Below are 19,644 nucleotides of genomic sequence, written 5' to 3'. Positions count from 1 at the left end.
TCCTCGCTAAACCTGCTGCGCTTCATCTCCGTCCTCCTCAATGAAGGACTCTAGCTCAAACTGGAGGAGTTTCAGGGGAGCACGTCACCTCCCTGCACGAACGAGGCGGAAACCCGCTTCGAGCCGTCGATTATGAATACGATGCTCTGCGGCACGCCGATGCTGTTGGGCGATCCATAGGTGGTGTCTATTTCCGTTTCATTGTGGAAGAAGAAGCCAACCCTTGCGATCTTTCCGTCCGCTCGATTCCGCATCACTAACGGCTCAAGATAAAGCCCCTGCCCGTTGATGTAGATTCCCCCAGCCGGGGACTTTTTCGAGATACGATTGTTCAGTCCCATGAACGTGATCGTCGGGGCATCGGAGAATCGGTCGTCTGTTTGCTCGATCTTGAATTTGCCCGGACCGAAAAGACCTTGCGCAGATGCTGGAGCGGTTAGCGCCAAACTTCCGGCAAACAAAATCCCGACGCCGATCAGTTTTCCAAGCGTTCGCATATGGCGGGGATTACGCAACATCATATTCACGCACTCCTACACGCCTGCGAGCAGATTCCACACGGGAACGCAGTTCCTCCCGCAGCGAGCGGGCATCTTCGACATTATTGATCTGAAAGGTCGTTCTCCGCCCCTCGCCTACGCCCGTCGCATCGGACGAGATGACCGAGAGATCGCCGTTACCGAAGAATTGCTGCACCAGCGAGAAATGGACCTTGATGTCCTTGATCCGGTAGAGTTCGATTTCTTCTTCGCTGCGCATGAGAATACCGCGCCGCATGAAAAGCCGGTCACCTTCCAGCCAATAAAGGCTGGTGCGATTGGTCAGCACCTTGAAGGCGAGGATGGGAAGCGTCACAACCCCTGCCCCGCCCATGGTGAGCAGCGTTATTGCGATCATAAACCAGCCGGTTGCTGACTTGAGCAGAAAGGCTTTCGTCGAAGAGCGAAACTCGATTGTGCTGGATGATATGTTGGCTCTTATGTCCCTGAACGCGGCGGTCGCCATGGCATTCTCCTTCGTCTGGCATGACCCCCAAATAGCCCTCACAGGTTAATAGGGACTATATTCCCTAGAGAATATATGCCCGACCGCCATCCATCGTCAGATGGACGACTGGCGCGCCATTGTTGGAAAGAATGTGAGGCGATTCCGCCAACGCGCCGATATGACGCAGGAGCAACTGGCGTTCGCGGCGGAGATCGACCTGACCTATGTCGGTGGCATAGAACGCGGAAAGCGCAATCCGTCCGTTCTGGTTCTGGTTAGGATCGCAACGGCGCTTGGCACGGAACCAGCCGAATTGCTCAAGGCTGTTTCTAAATAGGCAGAATTGCGAAGATCAGCGATCCTGCGTTAATGTGTTAATTTCCACATTAGTCATATCTAACAATCGCTTGCACGCATAATTTCCTGTTTCTTTTATGTTGATTTGGATACCCGCCGTTGCATCCAGAAGTGGGCGCATGGCGCAGCGGCGAAATGGGCGATTACAGCGCTGGCTCGCGGCATGGGTATGCACGGGGGCGGCAATCCCTGTTCGCGGCCCCAGCGCCCGGCGCTGTCGGCCTGTGTGGCACCTTGCGGCGTGCGCAACGCACCTACCCCACGCTGGCGGCCAAATGCCGGTGTAAAGCGGGCGATAAAGGTGCGTTGAAAATGGTGCGTTGCCTATACAGGGTAACGCAGCAACGCACCCTTGGGGGTGCTGCTGCTCCCTGCGGGTTCGGGTGGCGTTAAAGAGGGGCAACGCACCCCCAACGCCCCCTCGGCGCGTTGCAACGCACCCGGCTCAAGCTGCGCCTCCTGTGGGAAGATCGACCGGGCGGAGCCACTTCGCGCCCGAGGGACCGCCCGGCGTGTCCTCCAAACGACCGACACCCTTCAGCCGGTCAATCGCGGCGCGGAGTCGCTTTTGGGTCAGGTTACGGCGTCCGGCAACATGGACCCGCTGGGCATCCAGCCACCGACCTGTGGGACGCTTGCCCGCCATCACCTCCTCACGAACCCATTCGTCCACAAATGCATCATCATCGTTTGCCTCCGCCGCGTCGTCCGCCTCGGTCCTGAACGGATTGTCTGAATCAGCGCCATCGCCCGCCAGCGGGGGCACAACGACGAGCGACGACATATAATCGCCGTCCTCATCAATCCCGATCTGAACCGGCTGCAAAAGGAATTTTGTGCTGACGCCGCTCGTACCGTCCTTCACCTTCGTAAGCACAAATTCAGCTGCGAGAGCCGCGCTGTCCTTGTCGCGCTGGCATTCGATCACAAAGTCCATCGCTGCATGAAGGCCCGACCATCCGCGCATTCCCCTCGAAGCATCCTTGCCGCTGTGGTGGATGAGCAGAATGACGCCGCCGAGGCGCAATTGCAGGTCGCGGAAGATGCTAATCATTTCCGCCATGGCGCTGCTATTTTCGTCCAGCCCGGCAGATGCGTGAGCGAGCGTGTCGATACACATCACGCCGCTGGCCCAGCCGTTCTCCGTCAACGTCCCGACCAAAGTGTCCCGATCCTCTTTCTCGCGCAGGTTAATCGGGTCCATGATGACAGCGATGTTCGTCCGCACGTCCTCGGGCGGAACGACGGACATAAGCACCTCGGGGTTGCGCTGCGCCGCTTGCGCCAATCGCCATGCTTTCACGCGACTGGGAACGCCGCCCTGCCCCTCGAAGGGAACGTAGACAGCGGGAGCCTGCTTGACGCGATGGCCAAACCATTCCTGCCCATTTGAAATGTGAGCGAGTAGATCAAGCGTCAGAAACGATTTGAACGTGCCTGAATCGCCATAGATCGCGCCGATACCCGCGTCGGGAATGACTCGCTTCACCAGCCATCGCAATGGCGGCTGGCGCTCCAAGTCTCCATCAAGCAGCAATCGGAAATGGCGCTCATTGTGGGGGGCTGGTCCCTGCCAGAACAATCCCGCCGCCATATCCGCACCGACCTGCAAGTGAAGGGCATCGTTAGCAAGATGCTGAAGCGCCAGCGCTATGGTTCGCCGCGCATAATCGGGCCGGTTCGCCTTTTCCCGCCCACCCAGCTTCGAGAGGCGGAATGTGCGCCAGCATTCTAGCGGCGACTCCGTGATGGGCAGGAGCAGCTTGACGAGCGCAAGGTCCGCCTCAGATTGAGATTCGTATCGATCTTCCCAATCGCCGCGGAACAGGCGTCCCAATTCACCGGTATCTTCCGCAGCCTGTGCCGCAGCAGACCAATCGACATTGTCATCGCCGGTAAGCTCAACTTCGGGAGGCGCTGCTGGTGCCATCTGCTTCACCATGTTGGCGAGCATGGCCTGCCGCTCTGCGATAGGGCGGTCATGCACGACATTGCCGGTGCAGATGATAAACCGTTCCTGCGAATACACCTCCACGGCGTCGCGCCGCCTGCCTTTGCCAATGGCACCGATGACAAAGACGTGCCATCCTCGGCCAGAGCGGGACAGTTCCGTGTAGCTATCCGACTCAGCAATAATGCGTTGATGCCGTTGAAGGTAAGCGTCTGGCGTGCTGTCTTTCACATCAAGGTCGATACAGGCGAACGGGTCAGTTTCATGCAGCATGAACCCAACATGCCAACCGCGCTCCGCTGCCGCAGCGCAGGCGGCGTCGAAGCTGCTCCAGGTAGATGGATTGGTGCTGCTGGCGAGGCGTCCGTCAAGTGAACGAGGTGCCTTGTCTCCATCCAGACCAGGACTGATGCACCATTGTGGGCGCTCACGCAGTTCAGATGGGATGTGCGCCCAGCGCTCGGCGGTCGAATCAGACATGACGCGCCTCCCTGCCGGTAGGGGTATGCGTAAAATCCTGCCAATCGCCATCTACACTCGGCAAATTTTTACTCGGCGCGAATTTCCCGAATAGTTCGGCACGTGTTGATGTTTGCGACCTTCTGCCGCCTTCGGTTACACTGCTGCTGTTCACGGTAATACTCCGGCGGCAGGACGTGGTGGACGCCCGGTCCTGCCGCTATTCGTGAGGAAAGGATCAGGCGGCGATTTGCTCGCTGGTGCTGTATCGCGCCCCGGTGGCCAGCCATGCCAGCACGTCGCGTTCCGCATACCGGACGATACGGGTTCCGGGCGGAGCGAAATGGCGAAGGGGAATGCCGCGCCCTCGGTATCCTTCGAGGGTATCCACGGACACGCCGATCAGTTTGGCGCATTCCTTAGGATCAAGGGGACGCCCTTTGGGCGTATAATTGAACAGCTCGCAAAGCTGCTCGAAAGACAGGTCAGACATACACGCAACTCCGGCGCATCCCGCCAATGGCAGGTTCGTCATGCCTCCGAGTTTTGTGTCGTCACCTGCCCCAGTCGGCATCGGGGGTGTCCGGGGCCTAGGGGGCTTTCACCCTTACGCCTCACCGGCTTGCGTCTCTGGAATTTTCCTCGTGGGCACGCCCCAGTGCGGCGCTGTCACCCGTAGGTGACGGTGAAAACCTTATGCTACCGGCAATCAGTCGCGCAAGCTCTTATTTTCTCTTGATAAGCACATGCTTATGTCACGATGCGGACAGGCTGTAGCAAGCCGTTTGGGTGCGATCGGCACGTTGCCGCCCCTGCACCGGCGGCGCGCTGCGATCGGGGCTGTAACCCCGGCTGTTGCGGCCCCAACCATGCATCACGCGCGCTGTGGCATGGGGACCACGTTCGCGCCGCTCGCCTGTGCCGCCTGCTGCTCAATCCAGTCCGCAATGCGCTGGGTTTCCGGCTTGAGATAGTCGAGGCGCGAGGTTTCGAGGTAATGCTTGGCGGTGACGCCGGTAGGGATGTGATTGGTCAGCAACTCGACCTTGTAATAATCCAAGTTGCAATTCGCCACGCCGATGGTGATGTAGGTCCGGCGCAGATCGTGGTTCATGATCTTCGTTCCGGCAACCTCGCTGATCTTCCGGCGTGTATCGCGCGGGTCGATAATGTGACCCGACCGCGACCACGACGCGAACACATGCCGATTGCCTTCAACCCTTGCCCGTGATTCCAATAGCGCAACCGCCTGCGACGACAACGGGAGCCACACCGGATTCCGGTTCTTCGGGTCGGGCAGATGGAACCAACCCTCCTCCAGATTAACGCGATCCCATGTGAGCGAGGCGGCTTCCTTGAGGCGGCACCCGGTCAACAGCAAGAACATCGAAAGGTCGATGGCAGCGAGGGTTTCGCGGTTGTGCGTATCGCCGCGCCACTGTTCCAGCGCGTTCCACACCGCGCCAACCTTGGAGTCGGGGACGCGGCTGGTGCGCGGTTTCAACTGAATCCAGTCGTCTTTGAGTGCACCGACCGGATTGTGCGTGATGACGGGCGACCCGTCCGAGCGCTTGTAGCGGCGGCTGGCGAAGTTAATCAGCGCGCGCAGCACGGCAAACCCCTGATTTGCTTGGCCGGGTGCACCTGCCTTTCCGCGCAGACCCTTCGTCAGCATCTCGCGATACCGCTTCCGCACATCGTCCTCGGTGATGGAAGCAATGGGCTTGGACAGCCACGCCTCAAATGTGGTGGTGACGTGACGCTCGATCACGTCCGCGCTCGAACCCTTGAGCTTGCCCGGCCGGTCCTTGTAGGCGTCGGCTACATCGCGGAGCGTCACCGCTACCGCCGCGTCATGCTTCTTGGCATCGCGCGGGTCGATCCCCTCCCGCATGTCCTGCAACAGCTTCTGCGCCCGCTTGCGCGCGGCGTCCTCAGTGTAGGTGCCATACGCGCCGATGGTGAACTGGATCGACTTACCCGCGACCCGCCCCATGACGATGAACACCCGGCGCGGCGGCTTGCCCGGGTCGGGTGGCGGAGCGACCCGCAACCCATAGCCCTTCACCGAATCGTCCCAATGGACCTGATAACCCTTCTCCGGCGCTTGGACCTTGTCGATAAACGCCTTGGTGAGCTTCACCATATGACCTCCTTCTAGCGCATTTCTAGCACGCGGCACAGTGCTACGACGTGCTGCCACGAGCTTGCAAGGAGGTTATATTATTGATTCATAAGGCATTTTAAGGCGTCTGCGTGCTACTACGGGTTACTGCCGGGCCGAGTGTCCCAAACTTGAAAACCGCCGTGCGCGCAAGCGTACCGTGGGTTCGAATCCCACCCTCTCCGCCAGACAACCGGGGGGCATGGGCATGTACAGGGGCTGGCTCGCAACGATCGCCGCCATCGCGTTGCTCGCGCCGGGCGCCGCCCTTGCCGGCCCCTGCGAGGACAAGGCCGCCTGGGCCGCCGCCGCCCAGCCCGAAATCGAGAAGGCCTTCGCGCTGATGAAGGCGCAGGACAAGCCCGGCTTCGCGGCCCTGCTCCCGATCCTGCAGAAGCGCTACGCTCTCCTCCCCGCCACCATGCCGGCGCCCGAGCGCTGCGGCGCGGAAGTGCGCGTCTATGACGAGCACCAGTATCTCGCCTATGCCGATGCCGCCAGGGCCGGCCGCGCGATCGACGGCTTCCCGGCCGGCTCCAACTTCGTGCTGACCAACCTCCATTATGCCGACCTCGCCTATGCCGTCGGCTGGATCCAGTACGAGATGGAGGATTATGCCGCCGCCAAGGCCAGCTACGCCAAGGGGCTGGCGATCGCGCCGAACCAGCACGACCTGACCAAGGAATATGTCGCAACGCTGCTCAGCCTCTCCGCCTATGGCGAGATGGCGCCGTTCATCGACAAGTTCCTTGCCGGCGACCGCGACATGGATGGCCCGGGCCGCGCCAATCTGATCGCGGCGAAGGGCATCGGCTTCGTCGCGCTGGGCGACATGCCGGGCGCCGCCAATGCCGCGAACCAAGCCAAGGCGCTCGATCCGAACAACGAATATGCCAGCCTGGTGCTCAATCTCGTCGCGCAGAAGCAGAAGGCCAACTGAGCGCCCCGCCCCCGGGCCGAGGCGCGCCGGGCGTCAGTTCCCCGGCATCACCTGCCAGATGGCGGAGGCAACCCCGCCACCGCCCACGCTGAGCGGCGCGCTGCCTTCCTCGCCATCGATGCGCAGCACCAGCATCGTGCTGAACGCGGAACGGCGGAAGCGCGGTTTGCGGTAGTCGGAAAGTATGTCGTACACTGCCCAGCTGCCGCCACGCGCGCTGGTCGCATCGGCGCCGGTATCGAACGCCGCGAGATGCCGAAGCGGCCGGGCGCGCAATTCGGCGATCGAGAAATCAGTGGTGAGCCGAATCGGCTCCTGCGGCAGAGACGTGGTGGGCAGCGCGCGAATCCCGCCCCCCTCCAGTCCGCGATAGGCGATCGGCATGAAGGTCGTGGGCCGCGGCCGGACCAGCTTCCGGCCGGGGACCGTGCGCGCAACGCCATCCGCAGCGAGCAACGCCTTGAGATTGGGGACGATCGGCAGGTCCTTCTCGCCCGCCTTAGCCGTCATGGGTGCGGCACATGCGGCCGCGCAAAGCAGCAGACCCTTTATCATCACCAGTTTCCCCAGCAGGTGAATTCGGGCGAGGATGTCCTATCTTGCGGGTGAACGCAATCGCGCCGCGCCGCCTTTCGGCGCACGATGCCGTCGCTACGTCGTAAGTGTCTCGAAAGCTTCGGGAGTCAGCGCGGCCTGAAATTCGAGGCCTGCCTCGAAATCATTGGACCAGACGACGCGCGCCGCGACGTGCCCGATCCCCGGCAGCGCGAGCCAGATCATCGAACTGGCCTTGATCAGCGAATAGGTCTGGATGCGGGCGCCATGCAGCGACACGTCGACCACCTTGCACAACGCGCGATCGAGGCCGCCCCGGCCGATCTTCGCGTCGAGCGACACGGGCGCGCGCATCGAACGCCGCCGGCCAAGTTCCTCGGCCGGTTCGAATTCCGCTGCGAATGCTCGTGCTGCGCTTGCCATGACGAGCAAGCTAGCCCTGGCTGGCTAACGGCGCGTTAACGTCGTAACGCGCCGAAAGCCCAGGGAATTACTTCTTGCCGAGGTTGAGGCCGCCAAAGCGCTTGTTGAAGCGCGCGACCTGGCCACCCTGATCGAGAAGACGCTGCGAACCGCCGGTCCAGGCCGGGTGCGCCAGCGGATCGATGTCGAGGGTCATCGTGTCGCCTTCCTTGCCCCAGGTGGAGCGGGTCTCGTACACGGTGCCGTCGGTCATCTGCACCTTGATCATGTGATAGTCGGGGTGAGTGTCTTTCTTCACGTCGAATTCCTTGGAAAGCCGCCGGTTTCCGACCGGCAGCGGAGGCGCGCGCCTAGCAGAGACGCGGACGCCGCGCAACCTGGGGCTGCGCGGCGCCGGAAACCGGATGCCGGACCCTGCCCCGGCACCCTTGGCTCATGCCGAAGGCGGATCCGCGATCATCGCGGTGAACTCGCATTCGGTGGCGACTTCGCCGTCGAGCATCGCCCGGCCGGCGAACTTGCAGACGCGCGAACGCTTCTGGACGAACTCGACCTCGAGGCGGAGCAGGCAACCGGGCTCGACCGGCTTGCGGAACTTCACCCCGTCGATCGACATGAAATAGACGAGCTTGCCCGAACCGGCGAGGCCGAGGCTCTCCACCGCGAGCACGCCCGCCGCCTGTGCCAGCGCCTCCACCTGGAGGACGCCGGGCATGATCGGCCTTCCCGGGAAATGCCCCTGGAAGAATTCCTCGTTCATGCTGACCGCCTTGATCGCGACGATTCGCTGGTCGGGGACCAGTTCCTCGACGCGATCGACGAGCAGCATCGGGTAGCGATGCGGCAGCGCCGCCATCACCCGCTGAATGTTCAGCGGGCCCCCGGACTTCTCCGGAGCGGCGGCGACTGCCGAAACGTCCTCGCTCACCGCGGCTCGGCGGGCTTGTTGCCGGCCGGCTTGGCACCCGCGGGCGCGGCCGGCGCCGGCGCGGCACCCGCACCGCGCTGCTGCTGCTGCTGCTGCGCCGCTGCCTGATAGGCGCGCATCTGCTCGATCTGGGCCAGCTGCTGCTGCATCGCCAGCGTCTCGCGCGCCGGCTGCCAATCGGCCGGCGGCTGGATGCTCACCGTCGGCACCGACTTGTCGAGCTCGGCGGTGATCGCGTCGCTGATATCGGCCGAATCGGGAGCGTACATGAAGACTTCCGGCGAAAGCACGACGCCGATCTTGCGCGCGGTGACGACGCGCAGCTGCGCGGGCTCATACTGGCGCAGGATCGATTCGATCGCGAACAGCTCGGCGCGGGCGGCCGGATTGCTCAGCTTCTGGACGTCGGCATTCGCCGCGTTCTGGATCGCCGCGATCTTGTCGAGCACCGGGTTCTTGGCGGCCTGGGCAGCCTTGAGCTCGGCGTCGTCGACCTTCTTGTCCTTGTTGGTGTCGAGCTGCGCGAGGAGCGGCTCGGCTTCCTTCTGCGCAGCCTGACGGCGGGCATTGATCTGGTCGAACGCCGCCTTGTAGGTGGTCTGGATCTGCTGCTGGGCAGCGGTGAACGCCTTGCTGGCGTCGATGACGCGAACCGGGCTGGCGGTGGCGATGCCGTTGACCTGTGCGCGCGCGGGAGCCGCGACGACAAGCGCGGCGGGCGCCGCGAGCAGCGCGGCGAGAATGCGCTTCTTGGTAATCATCAGAATTGAGTCCCTACGTTGAAGGTTACAAGCTTGGTGTCGTCGCCCTTGGCGTGGAGCAACGTCTTGGCCACATCGATACGCAGCGGGCCGAAGGGCGAATTCCAGTTCACGCCGAAGCCGATCGACAGGCGCGGCGACGCGGTGTCGCCGACATAGCGTTCGAAGAAGGGCGCGATCGGCGAATTGGCGATGGCGTTGATAGAGGTACCGACGCACGGCGCAGTCGCGCTCGCCGAATAGCCGACCTTACAGGTGGTATAGGCGCCCGAATTGGTCGGGTCGGACGCGCTGACGATGTAGAGCTGGTTGCCGGACGGATCCTTGATGAAATTGTCCTTGGGCAGCAGCGTCGGCGAACCGTCCTTGTTGTACAGCAGGTTGCCGTTGGTGTCCTTCGCCTGGGCGAACTCGATCGTCTTGCCCGGGCGAGTGATGTTGAACAGGCTGCCCGCCATGATGAAGATCGACGGCCGCAGGCCCATCTCGCGCGCGCCGGCGCCCAGCGGAATCTCCAGCTCGGCCTTGGTGAGGTAATAGGCCTTGCCGCCGATCGCATCGTCGACGATCTGGTCGCGATCGGTCACCAGCAGCTGCGTGCCCGCGGTCGGATCGCCCGTATAGTTGATGCGCTGGACGCGCGGGCCGACGCCGCGGATGTCGAAGCCGCGGAACTGCGGCTCGCCCAGATAGAAGCGGTCGGTGATGCGCACCGGATCGATGCCCGGGCCGCTCGCCTTTTCAAGGCTGTGGATGAGGCCGCCCTCGGCCGAGACCGAAGCGATGAAGCCGCCACCGACATTCCAGTATTTGTCGGCATTCGCACGCGCGCGCAGATAGCGCACGTCGCCGGCCAGGCCGGCGAAGTCGCCGCTCACCGACAGGCGCTGGCCGCGCGTCGGACGAATGCGGCTGTTCAGGCTGTCATAGGTCAGCGTCAGGCCGACCAGCGACGTGATGCGATTGCCCACCGCCTCGCAATAATAGCGGCCGGCCTTGAGCGGATCGCAGACGCCGTTGGTGTAGAAGCTCGCCTTGTCGAGCGTCACATTGTCCTGGGCGAGATAATAGCGGCCCGACAGCGTCCAATATTCGGTCAGCGGCACGCCGGCGACGATCTGGAAGCCGGTCGAAACCTGGCTGTAGGTCGTCGAGCGGTCCGAACCGATATAGTTGAACGCGTTATAGTCGCGGCGGAAGATCGTGCCGCCCAGCGCGATGTTCTTGTCGAACAGATAGGGCTCGGTGAATCCCAGCTCCACCGACTTGGAATAGGTCGAATAGTCGACCGAGGCGGACACCGTCTGGCCCATGCCGCGGAAGTTGCGCTGACGGATCGAGGCCTGGAGGATGAACTGCTCGAGGCTCGAAAAGCCCGCCGACAGCGTCAGCTCGCCATTGGCGCGCTCTTCCACATTGGCCTTGAGCACGATGCGATCCGGCGCCGAGCCCTCGACCCGCTCGACCTCGAACTTGTCCTGGAAATAGCCGAGCGAGTTGATGCGGTCCTGCGAACGCTTGACCAGGAAGGTGTTGAAGGCGTCGCCTTCGGCCACGCGGAACTCGCGGCGGATCACCTTGTCCTGGGTCTGGCGGTTGCCGGTGATGTCGATGCGCTCGATATAGGTGCGATTGGCTTCCGCGATGTGGAAGTTCATCGCCATGGTCAGCGTGTCCTTGTCACGCTGGAACTCGGGGCGCACATCGGCAAAGGCATAGCCCGCGATGCCGGCGGTCTCGCTCAGCTGCTCGACCGTGTCTTCCACGGCCTTGGCGTTGTACCAGTCGCCTTCCTTGATGCTCAGCGCGGCGGCGAGCTTCTTGTCGTCGAAGTCGCGGATCGCGCTGTCGACGCTCACCGGGCCGAACTTGTAGCGCGGGCCTTCCTCCACCACGTAAGTGATGATGAAGTCCTTCTTGTCCGGCGTCAGCTCGGCCACGGCCGAGATCACGCGGAAATCGGCATAGCCGTTGGTCAGGTAGAACTGGCGCAGCTTCTGCTGGTCATAGGCCAGGCGATCCTGGTCGTAGCTCGTGTTCGAGCTCATCAGGTGGGTGAGGCTCGCCACCTTGGTCGCCATCTCGCCGCGCAGCTTGCTGTCGGAGAACACGGTGTTGCCGATGATGTTGATCTGGCGGACCTTGGACTTCGGCCCTTCATGGACCTCGAAGATCACGTCGACGCGATTCTGGTCGAGGCTGACCATCTTCGGCTCGACCACGGCGGCGAACCGGCCCTGGCGGCGATACAGTTCGATGATGCGCGCCACGTCGGCGCGCACGGCCGTGCGGGTGAAGATCTGGCGCGGCGCCAGCTTCACTTCCTTCTTGATCTTGTCTTCCTTGAGCCGCTTGTTGCCCTCGTAGATCACGCGGTTGATCACCGGGTTCTCGCGGATGCGGATCACCAGGTCGCCGGTCTCGACGCCTTCGATCGTCACATCGGCGAGCAGCTCGGAAGCGAGCAGGTCCTTGATCGCCTGGTCGATCGTCTCGTTGGTATAGGCGTCGCCCACGCGCAGACGCGTGTAGCTCATCACCGTCTCGGACTCGATCCGCTGCGAGCCCTGGACGCGGATCGACTTGATCGTGCGCGTCACCGGGGCGGGAACAGCGGGAGCCGGAGCGGCCTGTGCTGCCGGGGGCGCGGCGGCCGGAGCCGTCTGGGGCGCAGTCTGTGCGGCCGCCATGCCCGAGAGCATGGTGCCCGCGAGGAGGGTCGCCGTGGCGCGCGCGCCGATTTTCGTTGCCTTGATCGCAGTCACCATCCCACCCCAGTCGGAATCAAAATACCCGGCCGTCAGCCACGCGGCTTGCACCGCCCTGCACGAACCACATCAGCCGATCAACCCGGCCAGACTTCTCCACACGCCGAACGCGCCGAGATCGTTGAACGTAACGAACAGCATGAGCGCGAGAATTGCGACCAAACCGCCACGATAGGCCCATTCCATCACCTGCGGCTCCACCGGGCGGCGGCGAACGGCTTCCACTGCGTAGAACAGAAGATGGCCGCCATCCAGCACCGGGACTGGCAACAGGTTGATGAATCCCAGATTAATCGAAATCAGCGCGATCAGATACACCAGTTCGAGCGGTCCCATCGCGAGACTCTGGCCCGAGACCTGGGCGATCTTCAGCGGCCCGCCCAGCTCGCTCACGGGGATGCGGCCGAGAATGATGCGCTTCAGCCCTTCCACCGTGGTGCGCACGATGTCGATGGTCTGCGTCAGCCCCACCACCGGCGCTTCCCAGAGCGCCACCGGCTGCATCACCGGCCTGACGCCGTAGAAGCCGAGCACGCCGCGCGTGGAGATGTTGCCGAAGCGATCCTTTTCCTTGAGCGTGCCGATCGTGGCGGCGACGCTCCGCTCCTGCCCGTCCCGCACGAAGGCGATGGTCACGGTCTCGCCGGCGCGCAGCGCGGTGAAGAGCTGGAGATCGCGGAAATCGTCGATCCGCCGCCCGTCGAGCGTGGCGATCCGGTCGCCCGCCTGCAGCCCCGCATGCGCCGCGGCCCCGGCCGGATCGATCCGGCCGACCACGGGCGGCGTGACATTCTGTCCGAACGCGACCGCGAAGGCACCCAGGATCGCGATCGCGACGAGGAAGTTCATGATCGGCCCGGCGGCGACGATGATCGCGCGCTGCCAGAGCGGCTTGGCCTGGAAGGTCTGCGCGCGCTGCTGCGCCGGCAGCGAGAGCCATTCGGGCGAAGGCTGGCTGGCCGGGTTCATGTCGCCGGCGAAACGGACATAGCCGCCCAGGGGCAGCCAGCCGAACTTCCAGCGCGTCCCGCGCCGGTCGGTGAAGCCGGCCACCTCGCGGCCGAAGCCGATCGAGAACTCCTCGGCCTTCACGCCGAACCAGCGCCCCGCGAGGTAATGGCCCAGCTCGTGCAGGAACACGAGCGGCCCCAGCACCAGCATGAATGCGAATATGGTGACCAGGATGCCGGGATTTTGAATCAAGCGACGCCGTCCTTCACACGCTCGCCCGCGATCCGCCTAGCCTCGGCGTCGATTGCCCAAACGGCTTCGAGGCTTTCCGGAGCGACCGGGTCATAGCGATCAAGCGTATCGGCAGAGATTGCGGCAATTTCAAGAAAGTTGAGACGGCCCGCAAGGAAGGCGGCCACCGCCACTTCATTGGCGGCATTCAGGATCGCCGGGCGGGCGCCCCCGGCCTCCAGCGCCTCGCGCGCCAGCCGCAATGCCGGGAAGCGCACGGGATCGGGCGCCGCGAAGTCCAGCCTTGCCATCGCCACAAAGTCGAGCGGCGGCATCGGCGTCGCCATCCGGTCGGGCCAGGCGAGCGTGTGCGCGATCGGCACGCGCATGTCCGACGGGCCCATCTGCGCGAGCACCGAACCGTCGACATATTCCACCATCGAGTGGATAACCGACTGGCGGTGCACAAGAATCTCCAGCGCCTCATTCGCCACGGGAAACAGCCGCGCAGCCTCGATCAGCTCGAGTCCCTTGTTCATCATCGTCGCCGAATCGACCGAGATCTTGGCACCCATCGACCAGTTGGGATGCGCGCAGGCCTGGGCCGGAGTCACGCCGCGCATCGCCGCGACGTCCCAATCGCGGAACGGGCCGCCGCTCGCGGTCAGGATGATCCGCCTGACTCGCTCCGGCCGGGCGAAATCGAAGCATTGGTAGATGGCATTATGCTCCGAATCGGCGGGCAGGATCGTGGCGCCGTGGCGTCGTGCCGCCGCAGTCACCAGATCGCCGGCCGAGACCAGGGGCTCCTTGTTGGCGAGCACCACCGTGCCGCCGCCCTCGATCGCCGCCATCGCGGAACCCAGGCCCGCGAGCCCGACGATCGCCGCCATCGTCCAGTCGGCGCCCATGCGAGCCGCCTCGCAGACCGCCCGCGGGCCGCCTGCCGCAGCGATCCCCGTCCCCGCCAGCCGCGCGCGGAGCGCCGGCAGGCAGCTTTCGTCGGCAACCACCGCATGGCGCGCGCCGGTGCGGATCGCGGCGGCGGCAAGCTTTTCGACATCGCAATTGGCGGTAAGCGCGATCACTTCGAATCGCTCGGGTTCGCGCTCGATCAGGTCGAGCGTCGAGCCGCCCACCGATCCGGTAGCGCCCAGGATCGTGACGCTGCGCCTCATCGGACCAGCCAAAGCACCAGCAAGGCCGCCACCGGCGCAGTCGCGACCAGCCCGTCCAGCCGATCGAGCATGCCCCCATGGCCGGGCAGCAGGTTACCCGAATCCTTCACGCCGGCCACGCGCTTCAAATGGCTCTCGAACAGGTCGCCGAGCTGCGCGAGCACCGCGAGCACCGGCGTCGCCCAGGCAAGCGCGGCCGGCAGGCCGCAAAGCCAGACCAGCACGAAGGCGAACAGAGTCGCGCCCGCGATCCCGCCCAGGAACCCGGCCCAGGTCTTGTTCGGGCTGATCGCCGGGGCGAGCCTGGGCCCGCCGATCGCGCGGCCGGCAAAATAGGCGGCGCTGTCGCACGCCCAGACCAGCGCCATCGCCCAGAAGGTGAGCAGCAGGCCATGCCCGGGCTGCTCGCGGAGCAGCACCAGCGCGAGGATCGGCAGGCCGACATAGAAGGCGCCGAATGCCAGTTGCGCGCGCTTCGTGACGATCATCAGGAAGAAGAAGGCGCCGATGATCAGCCCCAGCGCCAGGAAACCCGGCCCGGCCGCAAGTTCTGGCGCCATCGCGGCGAGCGGGACGGAGACCGCATATTGGGCGAGCCGCTTGCCCCGGAAATTCGCGCCCGCGAGCAGCGCCCATTCGCCCATCATCAGCACGCCGGCGACGCTGACCACCAGCCAGAAGCCCAGCCCCCCCGCATAGAGCGCGGCAAAGGCCAGGCCGATCAGCACGAAGGCGACGCCCAGCCGGGTGGCGAGCTCGGAACCGGTCTTGCTCACAAGCCCCCGAAGCGCCGCTGACGCCGGCCATATTGCGCGAGCGCCCCGGCCAGCGCGTCCTCGTCGAAATCCGGCCAGAGCGTGTCGACGAACAGGAACTCGGCATAGGCCGCCTGCCAGAGCAGGAAATTCGACAGGCGCTGCTCGCCCGAAGTGCGGATCAGCAGGTCGAGCGGCGGCAGGTCGCCGGTGTCGAGCGCCGCCTCGAACGCCTTCTCGTCGATGTCCGCAGGATCGATCTCACCCGTCTTCGCCTTCTCGGCAAGCGTCCGCGCCGCTTCGGCCAGCTCGGCCTGGGCGCCATAGTTGAGCGCGATCACCAGCGTCGGCCCCGGATTGCCCGCGGTGCGCGCGATCGCCCCGTCGATCAGCGCGACCAGATCGGGCGACAGCCTTCGCCACGCACCGATCACGCGGAGCTTCACGCCTTCGGACACCAGCTCGTCCAGCTCGCTCGCCAGGAAGTGGCGGAGCAGGCCCATCAGGTCGCGGACCTCCTCTTCCGGCCGCCGCCAATTCTCCGAGGAGAAGGCATAGAGCGTCAGCACCTCGATGCCGAGCTTGCGCGCGGCGCGGCTGATGCGCCGCACCGCCTCGACGCCCTGCTTGTGCCCGGCGATGCGCGGCAGCAGGCGCTTCTTCGCCCAGCGCCCGTTGCCGTCCATGATGATGGCGACATGGCGCGGCGGCGCGGCGCCTTCCGACGCGGGAACAGGCTTGGCGGCCATCGTGCGAACCACCACCGTCACTCTCGCGAAAGCGGGGATCCATCTTCTGCCGGCGCCGCGTCGCACAACAGCCGTTGTGTGACAGGCCCGCCGGAGAGATGGCCCCCCGCTTTCGCGGAGGTGACGGGAAAAGACGAGGAAAAGGCGGAAGCCAGGCTCACTTGCCCAGGATTTCCTTTTCCTTGGCGCTCGCCGCCGCGTCGATGTCGGCGATGGTGCTGTCGGTCAGCTTCTGCACTTCGGTCTCGTGGCGCTTGCGGTCGTCCTCGCCGAACAGCCCCTTCTTCTCGTCGGCCTTGAGGCTGTCATTGCCGTCGCGGCGCACGTTGCGCACCGCGATGCGGGCCTTTTCGGCATATTGGCTGGCGAGCTTGGCGAGCTCCTTGCGGCGCTCCTCGGTCAGGTCCGGGATCGGCAGGCGCAGCGTCTGGCCGTCGACGATCGGATTGAGGCCGAGGCCCGCCGAGCGGATCGCCTTGTCCACCGGGCCGACATTGGTCTTGTCCCATACCTGCACCGAGAGCAGGCGCGGCTCGGGCGCCGAGACGGTGGCCACCTGGTTGATCGGCATGTGCGCGCCATATACCTCGACCGTCACCGGATCGAGCAGCGTCGCGCTCGCGCGGCCGGTGCGCAGCCCCGCCAGGTCATGCTTCAGCGACTCCACCGCGCCGTGCATGCGGCGCTCGAGGTCGGCCTTGTCGTATGCGGCCATTATCGGCTCCTCTTATCTATGCGAATTGGGGTTCGTTCTGAACGATCGTCGACGTGCCTTCACCGCGCAGCACGCGGGTGAGGTTGCCGGCATCGCGGATGTTGAACACGACGATCGGAATGTCGTTGTCGCGGCACAGCGCGACGGCGGACGCATCCATCACCTTCAGATTGTCCGCAAGGACACGGTCGTAGCTCAACGTATCGTAGCGCTTCGCCGTCTTCACCTTCTTGGGATCGGCATCATAGACGCCGTCCACCGAAGTGCCCTTGAACAGCGCATCGCACTGCATCTCGGCCGCGCGCAACGCCGCCGTGGTGTCGGTGGTGAAGAACGGCAGGCCGGTGCCTGCCGCGAACAGGACCACGCGGCCCTTCTCCATGTGCCGCTCGGCGCGGCGGCGGATATAGGGCTCGCAGACCGACGCCATCGGGATCGCCGACTGGACGCGCGTGTCCACGCCGATCTTCTCGAGCGCGTTCTGCATTGCCAGCGCGTTCATCACCGTGGCGAGCATGCCCATATAGTCGGCCGAGGCGCGATCGAAGCCCTGCGCCGCGCCGGCGAGCCCGCGAAAGATGTTGCCGCCACCGACGACCATGCAGATCTCGAGGCCGCTCTCCTTGGCATCCTTCACTTCGAGCGCAACGCGCTCGCAGGTGTCCGGGTCGATGCCGAACTGTCCCTGCCCCATCAGGACCTCGCCCGAGAGTTTGAGGAGGATGCGTTTGAATCGGGGAGCGGTCATCGGAGCCTTTGGTTACGACGGATACTGGGAGCGGCGCGGACCCTAGAGGAGGCCGCCGACTGTAACAAGCGCTCAGATGCCGGTTATCCGCCGCTTTGACGACTCTGCCGCCATGCGAGCGCCAGCCCCCAGAGCAGCATCGCCGCGACCAGGCTCAGCGCCGCGATCAGCGCGACGACGATCGCTCCGGTCGGCTCGCCATTGGGTGCGCGGATGCCATAGGACATCGCCTCCAGCCGCCCGAACACGCTGCGCCAGCCAAAGCCGAGCGCATAGGCCCAGCCCGCCGCCAGCAGCCCCGCCGCGCTTCCCGGCCGGGCGGTCAGCGACGCGAAGCCGCCGAGCAGCATCAGCGCGTTGCAGATATAGTCCACCAGCAGCGCCTGGAGCGGCTGGCCCCAAATGAGATGATACCAGGTCTCCAGCGTGAAATGCGTCGCGGCGGCGAACAGGGTGATGACCGCCAGCGCGGTTTCCGAACGATGCCGCATCCCGAACCTCCCCGCCCCCGATCTAGGCAAATTCGCACGCCGGGCGCCGCGAGTCGACGGGGGCTCAGCGCGCGGCCGAGTTGCGCGCGGCCGTGCAGGCGATCGTGCCGCCGCGCCCGTCCGCGACGCGGCGGATCCGGATGACCGGCACGGCCTCCGCACCCGGGACGAGAAACGCCACCTGGCATATTCCCTCGCGCGCCAGCGCGCGCATCGCTATCTGCATCTCCCGCTTCCCGGCGCCGTCCGGAAGGCGTGCGGTCAGATAGGGACCGATATCGTCCGGCCCCCGCGGACCCGGTTGCGGCCGGACCAACCCGGCGGCCGAGGCTTGCCGCCTGCCGTCGGCGATCCAGCCGCCCGTCGCCGGATCGAACATGGGAAGCTTCGCCAGCTCCGCCGCTTCCCGTCCCGGCGTGAGCTCGGCCGAGAAATTGGTGATCTCGAACTCGGTATCGGGCGCTGCGACCTTGCCCGCCGCCAGGAACCACCAGCCATAGCCGAGCAGGATCAGGACGATCGCCCCCACCAGCACGATCCGCGTCTTGATCCCGAACCCCCGCATGCGCGCCAAGCTGCACGAGGCGCGCGCCAAACGCAAACGGGCGCGGCACCCCTGGGATGCCGCGCCCGCGCATTCAGGTCCGGGAAGACCTTACTTGGTGAGGCCCGCCGTCGCGGCCACTTCGGCGGCGAAGTCGCTCTCTTCCTTCTCGATGCCTTCGCCGAGCTGGAAGCGGACATAGTCCTTGAGCACGATCGACGAACCGGCATCCTTGCCGGCCTTGGCGATCACGTCCGCGATCGGGGTCTTGCCGTCCATGACGAACAGCTGGCTGAGCAGCGCGTTCTCCTTGGCGAACTTCTTCACCGCGCCTTCGACCATCTTGTCGATGATGTCGGCCGGCTTGCCGCTCTCGGCCGCCTTCTCCTTGGCGATCGCGCGCTCGCGCTCCAGCGTCTCCTGGTCGAGGCCGGTCTCGTCGAGCGCCAGCGGGAAGGCCGCCGCGATGTGCATCGCGACCTGCTTGCCCAGCGGCTCGAGCACGTCGACGCCGGCATCGCTCTCGAGCGCGACGAGCACGCCGATCTTGCCCAGCCCCGGTGCCGCGGCGTTATGGACGTACGGGATCACCGCGCCCTGCGACACCTGCACCAGCTTGGCGCGGCGCAGGACCTGGTTCTCGCCGATCGTCGAGATGTTGTTGGTCAGCACTTCCTCGACGCTGCCGGCCGGCAGCGGCGCCGCCTTGATCACCTCGATATCGTCGCCCAGCTCGAGCGCGACCGACGTCACGTCCCGCACGAAGGTCTGGAAGATTTCGTTCTTGGCGACGAAATCGGTCTGCGAATTGACCTCGACGGCCACGCCCTTGGTGCCGGCGACGGCGACGCCGACCAGGCCCTCGGCCGCGGTGCGGCTCGACTTCTTGGCAGCGGCGGCCAGGCCCTTCGAGCGCAGCCAGTCGCTGGCGGCCTCGAGGTCGCCATTGGTCTCGGTCAGCGCCTTCTTGCAGTCCATCATGCCGGCGC

22 protein-coding genes are annotated in these 19,644 nt (G+C 64.8%); 2 read left to right on the top strand and 20 right to left on the bottom strand.

Annotation, left to right across the window (positions count from 1 at the left end):
• Positions 1-71 precede the first annotated feature (71 nt).
• Complete coding sequence (locus BGP17_RS03115) at positions 72-521, bottom strand: hypothetical protein (RefSeq protein ID WP_286710972.1); 450 nt, start codon at positions 519-521, stop codon at positions 72-74.
• Positions 508-1,005 (bottom strand): PH domain-containing protein, encoded by a 498-nt coding sequence (locus BGP17_RS03110; protein WP_286710971.1) that lies wholly within the window; start codon positions 1,003-1,005, stop codon positions 508-510. Before BGP17_RS03110 ends, BGP17_RS03115 begins: the two co-directional genes overlap by 14 nt.
• Before the next feature lie 100 nt (positions 1,006-1,105).
• Between BGP17_RS03110 and BGP17_RS03105 the strand changes: the two genes are divergently transcribed.
• Positions 1,106-1,324, top strand: a complete 219-nt coding sequence (locus tag BGP17_RS03105; RefSeq protein WP_286710970.1) for a helix-turn-helix domain-containing protein — start codon at positions 1,106-1,108, stop codon at positions 1,322-1,324.
• 465 nt (positions 1,325-1,789) lie between these two features.
• Here the strand turns inward: BGP17_RS03105 and BGP17_RS03100 are convergent, their stop codons facing one another.
• The 3 genes from BGP17_RS03100 to BGP17_RS03090 form a co-directional block, all read right to left on the bottom strand.
• Positions 1,790-3,775, bottom strand: a complete 1,986-nt coding sequence (locus tag BGP17_RS03100; protein ID WP_286710969.1) for an AAA family ATPase — start codon at positions 3,773-3,775, stop codon at positions 1,790-1,792.
• 217 nt (positions 3,776-3,992) lie between these two features.
• Entirely contained in the window at positions 3,993-4,247 is a 255-nt protein-coding gene (locus tag BGP17_RS03095) for a helix-turn-helix transcriptional regulator (RefSeq protein ID WP_286710968.1), read from the bottom strand.
• A 381-nt stretch (positions 4,248-4,628) separates the two neighbouring features.
• Entirely contained in the window at positions 4,629-5,900 is a 1,272-nt protein-coding gene (locus BGP17_RS03090) for a tyrosine-type recombinase/integrase (protein ID WP_286710967.1), read from the bottom strand.
• A gap of 226 nt (positions 5,901-6,126) precedes the next feature.
• Here BGP17_RS03090 and BGP17_RS03085 point away from each other — a divergent pair, with 226 nt between their 5' ends.
• The gene (locus BGP17_RS03085) at positions 6,127-6,858 is read left to right on the top strand and encodes a hypothetical protein (protein ID WP_286710966.1); all 732 of its coding nucleotides are present in this window, start codon (positions 6,127-6,129) and stop codon (positions 6,856-6,858) included.
• Between the two features lie 33 nt (positions 6,859-6,891).
• Here the strand turns inward: BGP17_RS03085 and BGP17_RS03080 are convergent, their stop codons facing one another.
• The 15 genes from BGP17_RS03080 to tsf all read right to left on the bottom strand — a co-directional run bounded on the left by BGP17_RS03080 (position 6,892) and on the right by tsf (position 19,636).
• Complete coding sequence (locus tag BGP17_RS03080) at positions 6,892-7,368, bottom strand: hypothetical protein (protein WP_286710965.1); 477 nt, start codon at positions 7,366-7,368, stop codon at positions 6,892-6,894.
• Between the two features lie 141 nt (positions 7,369-7,509).
• Positions 7,510-7,836, bottom strand: a complete 327-nt coding sequence (locus BGP17_RS03075; protein ID WP_167299095.1) for a PilZ domain-containing protein — start codon at positions 7,834-7,836, stop codon at positions 7,510-7,512.
• Between the two features lie 67 nt (positions 7,837-7,903).
• Positions 7,904-8,134 carry a 50S ribosomal protein L31 gene (gene rpmE, locus BGP17_RS03070; protein WP_086130097.1) on the bottom strand — a complete coding sequence of 77 codons (231 nt, stop codon included), beginning with the start codon at positions 8,132-8,134 and terminating at the stop codon, positions 7,904-7,906.
• 135 nt (positions 8,135-8,269) lie between these two features.
• A complete protein-coding gene (gene fabZ, locus BGP17_RS03065; RefSeq protein ID WP_286710964.1) occupies positions 8,270-8,764 on the bottom strand; it encodes a 3-hydroxyacyl-ACP dehydratase FabZ in 495 nt (164 codons plus the stop codon).
• Entirely contained in the window at positions 8,761-9,525 is a 765-nt protein-coding gene (locus BGP17_RS03060) for an OmpH family outer membrane protein (protein WP_286710963.1), read from the bottom strand. The genes fabZ and BGP17_RS03060 overlap by 4 nt, the downstream gene beginning before the upstream one ends.
• Positions 9,525-12,293: an outer membrane protein assembly factor BamA gene (gene bamA / locus BGP17_RS03055; protein ID WP_208413444.1), complete on the bottom strand. Its 2,769-nt coding sequence runs from the start codon at positions 12,291-12,293 to the stop codon at positions 9,525-9,527. The genes BGP17_RS03060 and bamA overlap by 1 nt, the downstream gene beginning before the upstream one ends.
• Before the next feature lie 69 nt (positions 12,294-12,362).
• Positions 12,363-13,496, bottom strand: a complete 1,134-nt coding sequence (locus BGP17_RS03050) for a M50 family metallopeptidase (RefSeq protein ID WP_167299096.1) — start codon at positions 13,494-13,496, stop codon at positions 12,363-12,365.
• The gene (gene dxr / locus BGP17_RS03045) at positions 13,493-14,653 is read right to left on the bottom strand and encodes a 1-deoxy-D-xylulose-5-phosphate reductoisomerase (protein WP_286710962.1); all 1,161 of its coding nucleotides are present in this window, start codon (positions 14,651-14,653) and stop codon (positions 13,493-13,495) included. Before dxr ends, BGP17_RS03050 begins: the two co-directional genes overlap by 4 nt.
• Positions 14,650-15,429 carry a phosphatidate cytidylyltransferase gene (locus BGP17_RS03040; RefSeq protein ID WP_167299098.1) on the bottom strand — a complete coding sequence of 260 codons (780 nt, stop codon included), beginning with the start codon at positions 15,427-15,429 and terminating at the stop codon, positions 14,650-14,652. Before BGP17_RS03040 ends, dxr begins: the two co-directional genes overlap by 4 nt.
• Positions 15,426-16,157, bottom strand: coding sequence for an isoprenyl transferase (locus BGP17_RS03035; protein ID WP_167299435.1), 732 nt, complete (start codon positions 16,155-16,157; stop codon positions 15,426-15,428). Before BGP17_RS03035 ends, BGP17_RS03040 begins: the two co-directional genes overlap by 4 nt.
• A 157-nt stretch (positions 16,158-16,314) precedes the next feature.
• On the bottom strand, positions 16,315-16,872 hold the full coding sequence (gene frr / locus BGP17_RS03030; RefSeq protein ID WP_086129886.1) for a ribosome recycling factor: 558 nt from the start codon (positions 16,870-16,872) through the stop codon (positions 16,315-16,317).
• A gap of 16 nt (positions 16,873-16,888) precedes the next feature.
• On the bottom strand, positions 16,889-17,620 hold the full coding sequence (gene pyrH / locus BGP17_RS03025; RefSeq protein ID WP_086129887.1) for a UMP kinase: 732 nt from the start codon (positions 17,618-17,620) through the stop codon (positions 16,889-16,891).
• Between the two features lie 83 nt (positions 17,621-17,703).
• Complete coding sequence (locus tag BGP17_RS03020; RefSeq protein WP_137863931.1) at positions 17,704-18,111, bottom strand: hypothetical protein; 408 nt, start codon at positions 18,109-18,111, stop codon at positions 17,704-17,706.
• 64 nt (positions 18,112-18,175) lie between these two features.
• A complete protein-coding gene (locus BGP17_RS03015) occupies positions 18,176-18,676 on the bottom strand; it encodes a hypothetical protein (RefSeq protein ID WP_286710961.1) in 501 nt (166 codons plus the stop codon).
• A gap of 90 nt (positions 18,677-18,766) precedes the next feature.
• Positions 18,767-19,636 carry a translation elongation factor Ts gene (gene tsf / locus BGP17_RS03010; RefSeq protein ID WP_286710960.1) on the bottom strand — a complete coding sequence of 290 codons (870 nt, stop codon included), beginning with the start codon at positions 19,634-19,636 and terminating at the stop codon, positions 18,767-18,769.
• Positions 19,637-19,644: the final 8 nt, after the last annotated feature.

Origin of the sequence: Sphingomonas sp. 67-41, from assembly GCF_001899725.1 — a bacterium.
GTDB lineage: Bacteria > Pseudomonadota > Alphaproteobacteria > Sphingomonadales > Sphingomonadaceae > Sphingomonas > Sphingomonas leidyi.
The sequence above is the reverse complement of the archived record's forward strand: the minus strand, read 5'-3'. Positions and strand labels throughout refer to the sequence as shown.